General features: G+C 67.5%; 13 protein-coding genes and 1 riboswitch. Of the genes, 11 read left to right on the top strand and 2 right to left on the bottom strand.

Translation table 11 applies throughout. From position 1 onward, the window contains the following. Positions 1-78: 78 nt before the first annotated feature. The 5 genes from BWQ92_RS18295 to BWQ92_RS24745 all read left to right on the top strand — a co-directional run bounded on the left by BWQ92_RS18295 (position 79) and on the right by BWQ92_RS24745 (position 6,385). A complete protein-coding gene (locus tag BWQ92_RS18295; protein ID WP_076801902.1) occupies positions 79-3,906 on the top strand; it encodes a multifunctional oxoglutarate decarboxylase/oxoglutarate dehydrogenase thiamine pyrophosphate-binding subunit/dihydrolipoyllysine-residue succinyltransferase subunit in 3,828 nt (1,275 codons plus the stop codon). Between the two features lie 143 nt (positions 3,907-4,049). Next, a complete protein-coding gene (locus BWQ92_RS18290) occupies positions 4,050-4,649 on the top strand; it encodes a GDSL-type esterase/lipase family protein (protein ID WP_076801897.1) in 600 nt (199 codons plus the stop codon). Between the two features lie 100 nt (positions 4,650-4,749). Continuing rightward, entirely contained in the window at positions 4,750-5,577 is an 828-nt protein-coding gene (locus BWQ92_RS18285; RefSeq protein ID WP_076801893.1) for a DUF4097 family beta strand repeat-containing protein, read from the top strand. After that, complete coding sequence (locus tag BWQ92_RS18280; RefSeq protein ID WP_076801891.1) at positions 5,577-6,218, top strand: PadR family transcriptional regulator; 642 nt, start codon at positions 5,577-5,579, stop codon at positions 6,216-6,218. Before BWQ92_RS18285 ends, BWQ92_RS18280 begins: the two co-directional genes overlap by 1 nt. Positions 6,219-6,310: 92 nt before the next feature. After that, on the top strand, positions 6,311-6,385 hold the full coding sequence (locus tag BWQ92_RS24745; protein WP_369299106.1) for a 50S ribosomal protein bL37: 75 nt from the start codon (positions 6,311-6,313) through the stop codon (positions 6,383-6,385). 84 nt (positions 6,386-6,469) lie between these two features. On the opposite strand, the gene rsrA is transcribed toward BWQ92_RS24745, so the two are convergent. Then, positions 6,470-6,730, bottom strand: coding sequence for a mycothiol system anti-sigma-R factor (rsrA, locus tag BWQ92_RS18275; protein WP_076801889.1), 261 nt, complete (start codon positions 6,728-6,730; stop codon positions 6,470-6,472). After that, positions 6,727-7,455 (bottom strand): sigma-70 family RNA polymerase sigma factor, encoded by a 729-nt coding sequence (locus BWQ92_RS18270; RefSeq protein ID WP_076803815.1) that lies wholly within the window; start codon positions 7,453-7,455, stop codon positions 6,727-6,729. The genes rsrA and BWQ92_RS18270 overlap by 4 nt, the downstream gene beginning before the upstream one ends. A gap of 441 nt (positions 7,456-7,896) precedes the next feature. On the opposite strand from BWQ92_RS18270, the gene BWQ92_RS18265 reads away from it, so the two are divergent. From BWQ92_RS18265 to BWQ92_RS18240, 6 genes are all read left to right on the top strand, one after another. Then, positions 7,897-8,466 (top strand): DoxX family protein, encoded by a 570-nt coding sequence (locus BWQ92_RS18265; RefSeq protein WP_076801886.1) that lies wholly within the window; start codon positions 7,897-7,899, stop codon positions 8,464-8,466. Positions 8,467-8,487: 21 nt separating this feature from the next. Further along, positions 8,488-9,879, top strand: coding sequence for a 3-phosphoshikimate 1-carboxyvinyltransferase (gene aroA, locus BWQ92_RS18260; protein WP_442856769.1), 1,392 nt, complete (start codon positions 8,488-8,490; stop codon positions 9,877-9,879). After that, positions 9,863-10,978: a ribosome small subunit-dependent GTPase A gene (gene rsgA, locus BWQ92_RS18255; protein ID WP_076801882.1), complete on the top strand. Its 1,116-nt coding sequence runs from the start codon at positions 9,863-9,865 to the stop codon at positions 10,976-10,978. The genes aroA and rsgA overlap by 17 nt, the downstream gene beginning before the upstream one ends. Before the next feature lie 65 nt (positions 10,979-11,043). Beyond that, positions 11,044-11,856 (top strand): histidinol-phosphatase, encoded by an 813-nt coding sequence (gene hisN, locus BWQ92_RS18250; protein WP_076801880.1) that lies wholly within the window; start codon positions 11,044-11,046, stop codon positions 11,854-11,856. A 172-nt stretch (positions 11,857-12,028) separates the two neighbouring features. Then, positions 12,029-12,142: riboswitch (SAM riboswitch) on the top strand. A gap of 35 nt (positions 12,143-12,177) precedes the next feature. After that, positions 12,178-13,584, top strand: a complete 1,407-nt coding sequence (locus BWQ92_RS18245; RefSeq protein ID WP_076801877.1) for an aminotransferase class V-fold PLP-dependent enzyme — start codon at positions 12,178-12,180, stop codon at positions 13,582-13,584. A 101-nt stretch (positions 13,585-13,685) separates the two neighbouring features. Next, positions 13,686-14,465 carry a class I SAM-dependent methyltransferase gene (locus tag BWQ92_RS18240; protein ID WP_076801875.1) on the top strand — a complete coding sequence of 260 codons (780 nt, stop codon included), beginning with the start codon at positions 13,686-13,688 and terminating at the stop codon, positions 14,463-14,465. Positions 14,466-14,469: the final 4 nt, after the last annotated feature.

Here is a 14,469-nt window from a genome sequence, read left to right as displayed (position 1 = left end):
GAAACTGGTTCGATAGTAGTGCCGTGGCACCTTCGGCGACCAGAGGGAAATCAAACTCATGGAAGAGGCGTATTTCAAGTGCCAGAGCAGCCTAGCCACCGTCTGCCAGAGGAATTTGGTGGGAACGAGTGGCTCGTTGACGAACTGTACGAGCGTTACCAACAGGACAAGAATACGGTCGATGCCAAGTGGTGGCCCCTGTTCGAATCATTCGACAGCGGCAACGGTCCATCTTCCAACGGCGCTCCGGCCGTGACGGCACCGGAGGCCAATCCGGCTACCCGCGAACTGCCCGTCGTCACTCCCCCGGTGCCCGCGCAGGCACCGGCATCGGCTACCCCCGCGGCCCAGGCGCCTGCGGCAACTCCGGCACCGGCGCCGGCAGCAGCCCCCGCCCAGCCCGCACCCGCCAAGAAGGCTCCGGCAACGGTGGCCCGCGACGGCGCGAAGAAGACTGAGGCGGGCACCGGCGCCCAGCCGATCCCGGCCCAGCTGCCGAAGAACGTCAAGGCCCCCACCGCCCCCGAGGAAGACGTCGTGTCCGTCCTCCGCGGACCGGCCAAGGCCATCGCGTCCAACATGGTCACGAGCCTTGAGGTCCCCACCGCTACCAGTGTCCGGGCGGTTCCGGCCAAGCTCCTGATCGACAACCGGGTTGTCATCAACTCCAACCTCGCCCGCGCCCGCGGCGGCAAGGTCTCCTTCACCCACCTCATCGGCTACGCCGTAGTCCGGGCACTGTCCCAGTTCCCGTCCATGAACGTCTACTACGACGAGGTCGACGGCAAGCCTGTGGCGGTGCAGCCGGCCCACGTGAACTTCGGCATCGCCATCGACATGCCCAAGCCCGACGGCACCCGCCTTCTGATGGTTCCCAACATCAAGAAGGCCGAAACCATGAACTTCGCCGAGTTCTGGCACACCTACGAAGACCTCATCAAGCGCGCCCGCAACGGCAAGCTGACGGCTGACGACCACGCCGGCACCACCGTGTCGCTGACCAACCCCGGCGGCATCGGCACCGTGCACTCCGTGCCCCGCCTCTCCAAGGGCCAGGCCGCCATCATCGGCGTCGGTGCCCTCGACTACCCGGCCGAGTGGCAGGGCGCGAGCGAGAAGATCATCGCCCAGAACGCCATCAGCAAAATCCTCACCCTGACCTCCACCTATGACCACCGCGTCATCCAGGGTGCAGGCAGCGGCGAATTCCTCAAGCTCGTCCACTCGCTGCTCCTGGGCGCGCAGAACTTCTACGACGAGATCTTCGAAGCCCTGCGCATCCCGTACGAGCCCGTGCGCTGGAGCCCGGACCTGCAGGTGGACCCGTCCGACCAGATCAACAAGGTCGCCCGGATCCAGCAGCTGATCCACTCCTACCGCGTCCGCGGCCACCTCATGGCGGATACCGATCCCCTCGAGTACGTCCAGCGCAAGCACCCCGACCTCGACGTCCTCACCTACGGCCTGACCCTGTGGGACCTCGACCGCGAGTGGCCCACGGGCGGCTTCGGCGGCAAGCCGATGCTCAAGTTCCGCGACATCCTGGGCGTGCTCCGTGACGCCTACTGCCGCACCACCGGCATCGAGTACATGCACATCCAGGAGCCGGCCGAACGCAAGTGGTTCCAGGACCAGCTGGAGCACCCGTACTCCAAGCCGAGCCGTGACGAGCAGCTGCGCATCGTCTCCAAGCTGAACGCCGCGGAGGCCTTCGAGACCTTCCTGCAGACCAAGTTCGTGGGCCAGAAGCGGTTCTCGCTTGAGGGCGGCGAATCCCTGATTCCGCTGCTGGATGCGATCATCTCCGATGCCGCCGACGACGGACTGGACGAGGTTGCCATCGGCATGGCCCACCGCGGCCGCCTGAACGTGCTGACCAACATCGCCGGCAAGACTTACGCCCAGGTGTTCCGCGAGTTCGAAGGCACCCAGGACCCCCGCTCCGTGCAGGGCTCCGGTGACGTCAAGTACCACCTCGGCACCGAAGGCACCTTCACGTCGGACAACGGCAAGGAGACCAAGGTCTACCTGGCCGCCAACCCGTCCCACCTCGAGGCCGTGGACCCCGTCCTGGAGGGCATCGTCCGCGCCAAGCAGGACCGGCTGGACCAGGGATCGTCCTTCCCCGTGCTGCCCATCATGGTGCACGGCGACGCAGCCTTCGCCGGCCAGGGTGTTGTGGCGGAAACGCTCAACCTGTCCCAGCTGCGCGGCTACCGCACCGGCGGAACCATCCACATTGTGGTCAACAACCAGGTCGGCTTCACCACCGCGCCCTCCTCGTCGCGTTCGTCCACGTACTCCACGGACGTCGCCAAGATGATCCAGGCTCCCGTGTTCCATGTGAACGGCGACGACCCCGAGGCAGTTGTCCGCATCGGCCAGCTCGCCTACGAGTTCCGCCAGCGGTTCCACAAGGACGTGGTCATCGACATGGTCTGCTACCGCCGCCGCGGCCACAACGAGGGCGACGACCCCTCGATGACGCAGCCGCTGATGTACAACCTGATCGAGGCCAAGCGCTCCGTCCGCAAGCTCTACACGGAATCGCTGATCGGCCGCGGTGACATCACCGAGGAAGAAGCCGAGCAGCTGCTCCGCGACTACCAGGAACGCCTCGAGCGCGTGTTCGCCGAGACCCACGCTGCCCAGACCTCGCCGATTCCGATCATCACTGCCGACTCGGCAGCGGTCTCGGACATCGAGCGTCCGCAGGCGCAGCAGTCGGACATGGGCACGAACGCTCCGGCGTCGACGGCGATCTCGGCCGACACCCTGGCCCGCATCGGCAAGGCGCACGTGGAGATCCCCGAGGGCTTCACTGTCCACGCCAAGCTCAAGCAGCTGCTGGAGAAGCGTGAACAGATGTCCCGTGAAGGCGGCATCGACTGGGGCTTCGGCGAAATCGCTGCCTTCGGCTCCCTGATCATGGAAGGCGTCCCGGTTCGCCTTGCCGGCCAGGACTCGCGCCGCGGCACCTTCGTGCAGCGCCACGCCGTGTTCCACGACCGCGCCAACGGCAACGAATGGCTGCCGCTGGGCAACCTCTCGGACAACCAGGCCAAGCTCTGGATCTACGACTCCCTGCTGTCCGAGTACGCGGCGATGGGCTTCGAGTACGGCTACTCCGTCGAGCGCCCGGATGCCCTGGTCCTGTGGGAGGCGCAGTTCGGTGACTTCGTCAACGGCGCGCAGACCATCATCGATGAGTTCATCTCCTCCGCCGAGCAGAAGTGGGGCCAGCGCTCGTCGCTCGTGCTCATGCTGCCGCACGGCTATGAGGGACAGGGCCCGGACCACTCCTCGGCCCGCATCGAACGCTTCCTGCAGCTGTGTGCCGAGGAAAACATCATCGTCGCCAACCCGACGACGGCCGCCTCGCACTTCCACCTGCTGCGCCGCCAGGCCTACAGCCGGCCGCGCAAGCCGCTGATCATCTTCACGCCCAAGCAGCTGCTGCGCCTCAAGGCCGCTGCCTCGTCCGTGGAGGACTTCACCACCGGCGGTTTCCGCCCGGTGATCGGCGAGCACGAGCTGCTGAGGGCGGAAGACGTCGAGCGCGTGCTGCTGGTCTCCGGCCGCCTGTACTACGATCTGCTGTCCACGCGGCAGAAGACGGGCGACAAGTCGACGGCGATCATCCGCGTCGAGCAGCTGTACCCGCTGCCGCAGGCGGAGATCGAAGCCGAACTCGCCAAGTACCCGAACGCGGAAGTTGTGTGGGCGCAGGACGAGCCCGCCAACCAGGGTCCGTGGCCCTTCATGGGCCTGCACCTGCCGACCGCCCTGGACCGGAAGGTGCGCCTGGTCTCACGCCCGGCCTCAGCTTCCACCGCGGCCGGCTCCATGAAGCGCCATGCTGTGGAGCAGGACGCGCTCCTGAAGCAGGCTTTCGCCCGCAAGTAGCAGATCAGCTGCCCGGCCGGACGGTGACATACCGTTCCAGCCGGGCAGTTCTGTTTAATCGGCGTGAGTTAATAGACCTTTAGCGTTGGCACGTAAACGGTCCGTGTCCGGGACACGCCCTCCCAACAAGTGAAGAGGTAGTAGTGGAAGACAGGAAGCTGCGGATCGCGGCTGTTGGAGATGAACTGCTCGCCGGGCTCGGTGATCCCCGGGCGCTGGGGTGGCTGGGCCGGGTGCTCGCCCGCACTCCGCAGGACGGCATGACGGTGGAGAGCTTTTCCCTTCCGTGCCCTCAGGAAGGCACCGAGGGCCTGTCCGCCCGCTGGCTCGAGGAGGCCGGCCGCAGGTTCAGCGATCTCCACGAGAACCGCCTGGTCATCGGACTCTCCGGCCGGGACATTGAGTTCGGGCTGTCCACGGCCCGAAGCCGGCTCAATCTCGCCAACATCCTGGATTCGGCCACGCAGAAGCGGCTGGAAGTCTTCGTCGTGGGACCGCCGCCAACACTCGATCCCGCGCAGAACCGACGCCTCGGCGAGCTGAACACTGCCTTTGCCGACGTCACCACCCGGCGCAAGCACCTCTACGTGGACACCTTTTCGCCGCTGCTGAACCATGAGCAGTGGCGCCAGGACCTTGCGGCTAACGGAGGGTCCCCCGGACAGGCGGGCTACGGGCTGATGGCGTGGCTGGTACTGCACCGGGGCTGGTTCCAGTGGCTGGGGATGGAAACCCCTGAATAGGGAAGTCGCGGACTAGGGAAGTCGCGATATATCTTGATATTCCTGCACGGGAGGACTATCGTGACTCGCACAGTCACGATATATCGCAAGTGGAGGAACCGTGGAAGAGAACTCCTGGACCGTCACCGGCCCGCAGACCATTGATGTCGACGGCGTCGCGCACCTTAAGCTGGGCATCGTCCGGGGCAGGTTTGACGTCGTCACGCACGACGAGGCTGCCGTCCGGGTCGAGGTGTCGGAGGTGCACGGAGACCCCCTGGCTGTCTCCGTGGCCGGCGGGCGCCTCGAAATCCGCCACCAGCTCCACGGCCCGCACGGCTGGTTCAAGAACCTGATGGAGTCGGTCAACAACAGCAGCAACAACGCCGCGGTCATCAGCATCGCGGTCCCTGCCGGCGTGGAGGTCGAGGCCGGCACGGTCAGCGGTGACGGACTGGTTTCCGGCGTCCACGGCCGGACCCGGCTGAGCACCGTGACCGGATCCCTCCTGGCGGACGGGACTTCCGGCGACCTGCACGTGAATACCGTCAGCGGCGAGGTGATCGCCCGCAACCACAACGGCGTCCTCACGGCCAAGAGCGTCTCCGGCGAGGTCACGGCCTCCGGCCGGTTCAGCAACATCCGGGCCAACACCGTCAGCGGCGATATGAGCTTCGACCTGCACGGCTTCACCCACGACTTCGGCGCGAACTCGGTGTCCGGGGACCTGACGGTCCGCGTCCCGCACGACGTTGGCGTGGACATCGTGGCCCAGTCGGCCAGCGGACCGGTGGTTATCGACGACCGGAAGTACGGCCATCCCGGCGGCAAGGTGCAGACCATCTCCGGCCCGGACGCCAAACTCATGCTGGTCCGCACCAACTCGGTCTCCGGGAAGACGTCTATCTTCCACGGCCAGGCACCTGCCACCACGGAACCGGCGCTCTGATGCCCCCCGTCTTTGCCCATGGCGCGCTCCGGCTGTATCTGCTGGCGCTCCTCGAATCGGGTCCCAAGCATGGATATGAACTCATCAAGGCCCTGAGCGACCGGTTCGGCGGCACCTACTCCCCCAGTGCAGGCACCATCTATCCGCGCCTGGGCAAGCTGGAGGAGGAAGGCCTGGTGGCCACGGAAGCCCAGGGGCGCCGCACCAACTACCGGATCACCGCTGCGGGGCTGGCTGAACTGAACAGCCGGCGCGGGGAGCTGGAGACGGTGGAGAACGACATCGCGGCCTCCGTCCGCCGGCTCGCCGATGACCTCCGCGCCGACATCCGCAGCAACATGCGGGGGCTGCGCGCGGACCTGGCGGCCACGGCGGAAGCGGCCCGCACCGCCGCCAGGGCGGCCAGCGCTACCGGGTCGGCAAACGCAGCCAGGCCGGCCGGCGGGGCCGGCGGGGGCCGGTACACCGCTGAGGGCCAGGGCATGCTGAAGGAAGCGGAGATGCTGCTGCAGTCGTTCCGTGACGACATGCGCGCCGAGCTGCGCCTGCAGACCAGCGCCAGGCCCATGACGCCGGTGGCCCTCGAGACGGTGCGGACCGTCCTGGACCAGGCCCGGGTTGCGATCCGGAACTCCCTGTAGTCGCTCCACAATGCCGCCGGTTCGCGGCCTGTCCGCCGATATGGGAGACTGGAGGGCAACTCTTTTGGGTAACGAGATTAAGGAGGCCAGCTATGAGCAAGCGTGCACGTAAGCGTCGTGACCGTAAGCGTGGCGGCGCGAACCACGGGAAGCGCCCCAACACCTAAGCCACGGCTTGAACCGAAGCTTAAACGCGATGCCCCCGCTACCGGCAAGGTAGCGGGGGCATCGTGTTTAACTCAGTGGCCCTGTCAGGCGTCCACCGGACGGATCGTGTGGATCCGCTGCAGGATGGCGTTCTTGAGGTTTTCCGGAGCAGCCTCGGTACAGGAGCGCTTCACCACTTTCCGGATGACGCACTCCAGATCGTACTGCTCCGTGCATTCGGGGCACTCGTCCAGGTGCTGCTTGATCTCCGCAAGGTCGCTGCGGGTCAAGGCCCCGTCCAGATACTCGTAGATGCGCTGCATCCTGGTGTCGTCGCAATCACCCAATCCCTGGCAGTCGCTCATTTCCCGTTCTCCTGTTTGTTGCCCTCCGCTGCCGCCGTGGTGTCCGCAGCAGCCTTGAATCCCCGCTCGGCGGCGTAATCCGCCAGCATGTCCCGCAGCATCTTTCGGCCCCGGTGCAGCCGGGACATCACAGTGCCGATGGGGGTGTTCATGATGTCCGATATTTCCTTGTACGCGAAGCCCTCGACGTCGGCGAAGTACACGGCCAGCCGGAACTCCTCGGGGATGGCCTGCAGTGCCCGCTTGACGTCCGAATCCGGCAGGTGGTCCAGCGCCTCGGCCTCGGCCGAGCGCAGGCCGCTGGAGGTGTGGGATTCGGCGCGGGCGAGCTGCCAGTCCTCGATGGTGTCCGAATTCGACTGCAGGGGTTCCCGCTGCCGCTTCCGGTACAGGTTGATGTAGGTGTTCGTCAGGATCCGGTACAGCCAGGCCTTCAGGTTGGTCCCCGGCTTGTACTGATGGAACGCCGAGAACGCCTTGGTATACGCCTCCTGGACGAGGTCCTCGGCATCTGCGGGGTTCCGCGCCATGCGCATGGCCGCCGAATACAGCTGGTCCACGTACTGCATGGCGTCGCGCTCAAACCGCGCCCGGCGCGCTTCAGTGCTCTCCGAACCGACGTCGATATCCTCTGCCGCTTCAGCAGCGGGCGACGTGCCATTCAACGGGATGCCGCTGGCGGCGTCCTCCTGTGCGGCCTGCAGGGCCGGGTCCACGGTGCTCATTGCATTCAAGTCTACTTTGATCGGCGCCGGGCGCCCCTGGCGGCGTGCCGTGCCATAGCGTGCCGCGCCAAAGTCCGGGCCAATGACGCCGCCCGGACCGGGGAAGGCACCTCCTGCGTCCAGCGCGCCAGCTTCGGACACCACGAACGGCCGCATTCTGGCGGGACTTCGCACCCCCACAGCTTCCTTCACCAAAGTCAATGCTCCATCTCCACTCCGCCTGCTAAGACCCGTCGAAAAGACCCGCGTTCGTGCAGCGGTCCGTGCTCCTGCCATCCCCCAGCCGCCGCTGAACACCGGGAACGGCAACAGGACACCGCCTGCATATCGTTTCCGGCCAAAGAGCACAACGACGCGCGGTGGGCAAATATTCCGCAAAAGTGCAAGACTAGAACCGACTCCGCCGCGGCCACCGCGGCTCGGCCATCCAGGAGGAAATTCATGTCCTTTGTCCGCTTTTTTGCCCGGCCGATGCTGGCCTCAAGTTTCATCCTCGCCGGCACGGACAAGCTCAGGAATGCGGACGACACCGCGCAGCAACTGTCGCCCCTCCTGCGCCGTGCCGCTGAAGCCCTGCCGTTCCAGACTGACGAGAGGGTCCTTGCCCGGATCATCGGCGGCACGCAGGTGGGCGCCGGCGTCCTCTTCGCCCTCGGCAAGTCGGCACGGCTGGCAGCCTCGGTACTGGCCGTCATCTCGGCACTGAACGCCTTCGTTGAATGGCGCAGCGCCGACATCAGCAGCAAGGAAGGCCGCGAAGCGCGCCGGAACCAGCTGCTCAAGAACATCACCCTCACCGGCGGCGTGATGCTGGCCTCGGTGGACACAGCGGGCAAGCCCAGCCTGGCCTGGCGTGCAGAGCACCTCGCCGCCGACGCCCGGAAGGCAGCGACCCACCTCGCCGCCGACGCCCGCAAGACCACCGGCAAGAAACTGCACAGCGCGGACAAGGCTGTCCGCCGGGCCGACAAGGCAGTCCGCAGGGCCGTCGACCAAGCGGTAGGGGCATAAGCAGGAATGGCAGCATCACCCATGGGCGCGTCCGCTGAACACTCCGGCGCTGCTCCGCACTGGCCCGCGCCATTTGCGGAACAGCCGGTTGACGCAACAGTCCGCGTACCGGGCTCCAAGTCGTTGACCAACAGGTATCTGGTGCTTGCCGCGCTGGCCGACGGGCCGTCCCGGCTCCGGGCACCGCTGCACTCCCGGGACTCTGCGCTCATGATCGCCGCCCTGCGCCAGCTTGGCGCCGACATCCGGGAAGTCCCGGGCGACGGCGCCTTTGGCCCGGACCTCGAGGTGACGCCAATTCCGGCCAACGCCGGCGGCGCGGACGTCGCCATCGACTGCGGCCTGGCCGGGACAGTCATGCGGTTCGTACCGCCTCTGGCGGCACTGCGCTCTGGCGCCACCCTTTTCGACGGCGATCCCCACGCCCGGGAACGGCCGATGGGCACCATCATAGACGCGCTGTCAGCGCTCGGAGTAGCCGTAACGGGCGACGACGGCGGCACGCCCGCCTCGCTGCCTTTCCGTGTCGAGGGCTCCGGCCAGGTCCGCGGCGGGCACCTCGTCATCGACGCCAGTGCGTCCTCGCAGTTCGTCTCCGCCCTGCTGCTGGTCGGTGCACGGTTCGCCGACGGCCTGCACCTTGAACATTCAGGCAGCACGGTCCCGAGTTTGGACCATATCAACATGACCATCGCCGTGCTGCGCGGCGCGGGCGTGGCGGTGGATGACTCCACGCCCAACCACTGGGTTGTCAGCCCCGGCCCGATCCGCGCGTTCGACCAGCGCATCGAGCAGGACTTGTCCAACGCCGGCCCGTTCCTGGCCGCCGCGCTGGCCACCGGCGGTACTGTCCGGATTCCGGACTGGCCCGAGCACACCACGCAGGTCGGCGACATGTGGCGCAGCATCCTGACCGATATGGGGGCCACGGTCACCCTGGCCGACGGTACCCTGACGGTGACCGGCGGCAGCGAGATCAAGGGTGCGGACTTCGCCGAAACCAGCGAACTGGCGCCCACAGTCGCCGCGCTCTGCGCCCTGGCATCCGGCCCGTCACGGCTGAGCGGCATCGCCCACCTTCGCGGACATGAAACGGACAGGCTCGCCGCGCTCGTCACCGAGATCAACCGGCTCGGCGGCGATGCAGAGGAAACCGCCGACGGACTCATCATCCGGCCTGCGGAACTGCATGCCGGCGTCGTCCACAGCTATGCGGACCACCGGATGGCCACCGCCGGAGCCATCCTCGGGCTGGCGGTCAGGGGCGTGGAGGTGGAGGACATTGCCACGACGTCCAAGACCATGCCCGATTTCCCCAAGCTGTGGGCGGACATGCTCGGCCAGCGGGGCAGCGGTGTGACCAACAGTGCTGTTACCAATACCGCGGGGACCACCGGTGGCACGCAGCACTGATTCCTGGGACGAATCCGACGTCCGGATCCGGCCGAACAAAAAGGGTTCCCGGCCCCGGACGAAGGACCGCCCAAGCCATGAGGATGCCGTCACCGGCCGGATCATCACCGTGGACCGGGGCCGCTACACCGCCGTCGTCGGCGAGGACTCGGGACACGAGCGGACGGTCATTGCTGCCCGCGCCCGGGAGCTGCGCCGCTCCCCCGTGGTGGCCGGAGACTTCGTCTCCCTCGTGGGCGACGTGTCCGGCGCGCCGGACACCCTGGCCCGGCTGGTGAAAATCCAGGACCGCAAGACACTGCTGCGCCGCAGCGCCGACGACACCGATCCCGTGGAACGCGCCGTCGTTGCCAACGCCGACCAGCTGGTGGTGGTTGTGGCCGCCGCCAACCCGGAACCCCGCACCGGCTTCATCGACCGGGCGCTGGTGGCAGCCTACGACGCCGGGATCGAGCCGCTGCTGCTCGTCACCAAAGCGGACGTCAAGGATCCGACCGAGCTGCTGAGCAACTACCGGCACCTCGACTTTCCGGTGATCATCAGCCGCACTGCCGATGCCGACGCGTCCGGCATCGACGCCCGGTCCGACGACGGCCTCTCCGCCCGGCTCGACGTTGCCGCCGTGTCCGATCTCCGCGCCCATCTGGACGGCAAGGTGACGGTGATGCTGGGCCATTCCGGCGTCGGAAAATCCACCATGGTCAACGCGCTGACGGGCGCCGAACGGGCCACCGGCGGCGTGAACGCGGTGACGGGCCGCGGACGGCACACGTCGTCGTCGGCCCTTGCCCTCAAGCTCGCCGACGCCCCGGCGGGCAGCTGGATCATCGACACGCCGGGCATCCGCTCCTTCGGACTGGCGCACGTCGATCCGGACCGAATCCTGCATTCCTTCCCCGACCTTGAGCCCGGCACGGAGGCCTGCGAACGCGGGTGCAAACACGACGCCACCGCCGTTAACTGCGGCGTGGACGCGTGGGTGGAAGCCGGCCACGCCGGCCCCTCGGGAGCAGCACGGCTGGCGTCCCTGCGCCGCCTGCTGGGCACCGACCCGCGCGCTGAGGCCCAGGAAACCAAGGAACTCGGCAGCGTCGGCTAGCGGCCCCGGCGCTGTCCGGCCGCTACCTCCCCGCCGCGCCGGGCCTTTGAGGGTAGTTTGGAACCATGACCCAACCCGCTTCAACGTACAACGATGACCTGCGTCTTGCCCATGTGCTGGCCGATTCCGTGGACGACCAGACCATGAGCCGGTTCAAGGCATTGGACCTTCAGATCGAGACGAAGCCAGATCTGACGCCGGTCACCGATGCGGACAAGGCCGCCGAGGAGTCAATCCGCGGCCAACTGTCACGCTCCCGTCCCCGTGACGCCGTCCTCGGTGAGGAGTTCGGAAGTTCCGGCCACGGTTCCCGCCGCTGGATCATCGACCCCATCGACGGCACCAAGAACTTTGTCCGCGGGGTGCCGGTCTGGGCCACGCTGATTGCCCTCGTCGACGAGGGAGAACCTGTGGTGGGCGTTGTCAGCGCCCCGGCGCTCGGCAAGCGCTGGTGGGCGGCCAAAGGCGCCGGCGCCTACTCGGGCCGATCCCTCGCGGCCGCCACCCGGCTCAAGGTGTCCAACGTGTCCAGCCTGTCCGACGCCTCGCTTTCCTACTCCAGCCTCGGCGGCTGGAAAGACCGCGGCAACCTTGAAGAGTTCCTCCAGCTGACCGAGGATGTGTGGCGCACCCGCGCCTTCGGCGACTTCTGGTCCTACTGCATGGTGGCCGAAGGGGCCGTGGACATCGCCTGCGAACCGGAACTGAACCTGTACGACATGGCGGCGCTGGTGCCGATCGTGACGGAGGCCGGCGGCCGTTTCACCTCCCTCGAGGGCACGGACGGCCCGTTCGGCGGCAACGCCCTGGCGACCAACTCGATCCTGCACTCGGAAGTCCTGAAGCGGCTGAACCCGCAGCTGGACGACCTGCTCTAGGTTTCTCCGGCCACCGCCCTGGCGCTGAACATTACGACGGCGGCCGCCCGCTTTTGGGGGCGGCCGCCGTCGTTTCTTCGGCAGAAGGCCCGATATCCGGTTCGCGTAATAATCCGCTTAACATTCCAACCGGCTTTTTCATCGGCTCTGCCGATGTCCTAATCTCGTAACAGGTCACGAGTGCCAGCGCTAAACCCCGGTTAGCTGGCCGGCAACCCTCCATTCGCGGTGGGGTGCCCCGGGTGACGACCAGGCCGATCCGGAACGGACCCGGCAAGCGCGGATCCCCGTCACACGGGGTCCTTATCCCAGTGAGGTCCCATGACGACTGCCATCATTGCTTCCACCCCCGACGCCCTCGCGCTGGACGGCCGGTTCGCCGCCGCCCGCCGCCCCCTGGCCGCCGTCACCGGCGCCGAGATCCAGGCCCCGCTGATCCAGGGCGGCCACGTCCGCTACGCAAACCTCGACTATGGCGCCTCCGCCCCTGCGCTGTCGGTCGTCTCCGCGTACCTCAACGAGATCCTGCCGTTCTACGCGAGCGTGCACCGCGGCGCCGGCTACGCCTCGCAGATCAGCACCTCCGTGTACGAGAACTCGCGGAACATCGTGCGCGAGTTTGTGGGGGGCCGCGCCGATGACGCTGTCATCTTCACCCGGAACACCACCGACTCCCTCAACCTGCTGGCCGGCTGCCTGCCCGTGGAGGACCACCACCACACGGGCGAGGTGCTGTACCTGGACATCGAGCACCACGCCAACCTGCTGCCGTGGCAGGGCGTGCCGCACCGCAGCGTGGTGGCCTCCGAAACGCTTGAAGCCACCATCGCCAGCCTGCGTGCCGAACTGGAGCACGGCGACATCAGCCTCCTCGCCGTGACCGGCGCCTCCAACGTCACGGGCGAAATCCTCCCGATCCGCCGCCTCGCCGCGCTGGCCCATGAATACGGCGCCCGCATCGTGGTGGACGCAGCCCAGCTCGCGCCGCACCGCCGCGTCAACATCGCCGCGGACGACGTCGACTACCTCGCTTTCTCGGGCCACAAGCTCTACGCCCCCTTCGGGGCCGGCGTCCTCATCGGCCGTCCCGACTGGCTCGACGCCGGCACCCCCCACCTCGCCGGCGGCGGCGCCGTGAGCGAGGCCCGGCTCGACGGCGTCAGCTGGGCCACCGGCCCCGCCCGCCACGAGGGCGGCTCACCAAACGTCCTCGGCGCTGCCACCCTGGCCCGGGCAACCCAGGTCATCGCCGCCCTTGATCCGCAGGAATGGCACGCCCATGAAGCCGGCATCCGGTCCTTCCTGGTCGAGGGACTGCGCCAGATCGACGGCGTCACCGTCCACCAGATTTTCGCGGACAGCGACCCGGACGACGCCATCGGCGTGGTGAACTTCTCGGTAGAGGGTTACGACGCCGGCCTGGTCGCCGCCTACCTGTCGGCCGAACACGGCGTGGGCCTGCGCGACGGACGCTTCTGCGCCCACCCGCTGCTGAAGCGCCTCGGCCTGCCGTCCGGGTCCCTGCGCGCCAGCTTCGGCGTGGGTTCACGGCTCGAGGACGCACAGCGGCTGCTCGCCGGCATCGAGGAGCTCCGCCGCTCGGGCCTCGGCTGGGACTACGTGGTGGACGCCGGGCGCTGGGTTCCGGCGAACGACACCCGCACCTACCCCGAGTGGGCACCCAACACGCCCGGCACCGCCGGCGCCGCACCGTGTGTCCAGGACTGATCGGCACCCAGGACTAACCCGCACCCAGGACTAAGCACCTCCCGCTCCCCGTACGGTAAATTCGAAAGGTAATTTTCGACGTCGGTATAAGGAGACTGTGCGTGGCACGGGGCGGTCCCAAACTTCATCACGGCCGGCGGCAGGAGCTTGGACAGAGCTTCCAGGACGGCGGCGAGCACTACCACCGCGTCCGTCCGGGCTACCCGGAGGACTCCGCCGACTGGCTTATTCCGGCCGGGGCCCGTAGCGCCGCTGACCTCGGCGCAGGCACGGGCAAATTCACCGCGCTGCTGGTGGACCGCGGGCTCGAGGTCAGCGCCGTGGACCCTTCCCGGGACATGCTGGAGCAGCTGGGCCGTGACTGCCCCGCGGTCCATGCCGTGGTGGGGACCGCTGAGGAAACCGGGCTGCCCTCGGCGGCGTTCGACGTCGTCAGCGTTGCCCAGGCATGGCACTGGTGCGATCCGCTGCGGGCCAGCACGGAGATTTCCCGCATCCTCAGGCCCCACGGAGTAGTGGGCCTGATCTGGAACCAGCTGGACACGTCAGTCCCCTGGGTGCACCGGCTGTCGCGCATCATGCACGCCGGGGACGTCCACAAACCGGACTTCAGGCCCAGGATCGGCCCGGAATTCACCTCCCTGGAAAGCCACCTGACCAGGTGGGAGGATCCCGTCACCCCGGACGACATCCTCGAACTGGCCAAGTCCCGCAGCTACTACCTCGCGGCCAACGACGCCACCCGCGCGAAGGTGACCGGAAACCTGACCTGGTACCTGCACGAGCACCTCGGCCATGCCGACGGCGAGCTGCTGCAGCTCCCCTACCTCACCCAGATCTGGCGGGCGGTCAGGGCGGAACGCCGTGGTGGCAGCAGGTAGGCTT

The organism is Arthrobacter sp. QXT-31 (genome assembly GCF_001969265.1).
In the GTDB taxonomy this organism is placed as follows: Bacteria; Actinomycetota; Actinomycetes; order Actinomycetales; family Micrococcaceae; genus Arthrobacter.
Note: the sequence above shows the minus strand (reverse complement) of the source record. Positions and strands in the feature narration are given on the sequence as shown.

Coding starts and splice junctions, on each gene's coding strand:
- BWQ92_RS18280 (WP_076801891.1), top strand. CDS start 5,577: ATGCCCCCCGTCTTTGCCCATGGCGCGCTCCGGCTGTATCTGCTGGCG.
- BWQ92_RS18270 (WP_076803815.1), bottom strand. CDS start 7,455: ATGAGCACCGTGGACCCGGCCCTGCAGGCCGCACAGGAGGACGCCGCC.
- rsrA (WP_076801889.1), bottom strand. CDS start 6,730: ATGAGCGACTGCCAGGGATTGGGTGATTGCGACGACACCAGGATGCAG.
- BWQ92_RS18245 (WP_076801877.1), top strand. CDS start 12,178: ATGACGACTGCCATCATTGCTTCCACCCCCGACGCCCTCGCGCTGGAC.
- hisN (WP_076801880.1), top strand. CDS start 11,044: ATGACCCAACCCGCTTCAACGTACAACGATGACCTGCGTCTTGCCCAT.
- aroA (WP_442856769.1), top strand. CDS start 8,488: ATGGGCGCGTCCGCTGAACACTCCGGCGCTGCTCCGCACTGGCCCGCG.
- BWQ92_RS18265 (WP_076801886.1), top strand. CDS start 7,897: ATGTCCTTTGTCCGCTTTTTTGCCCGGCCGATGCTGGCCTCAAGTTTC.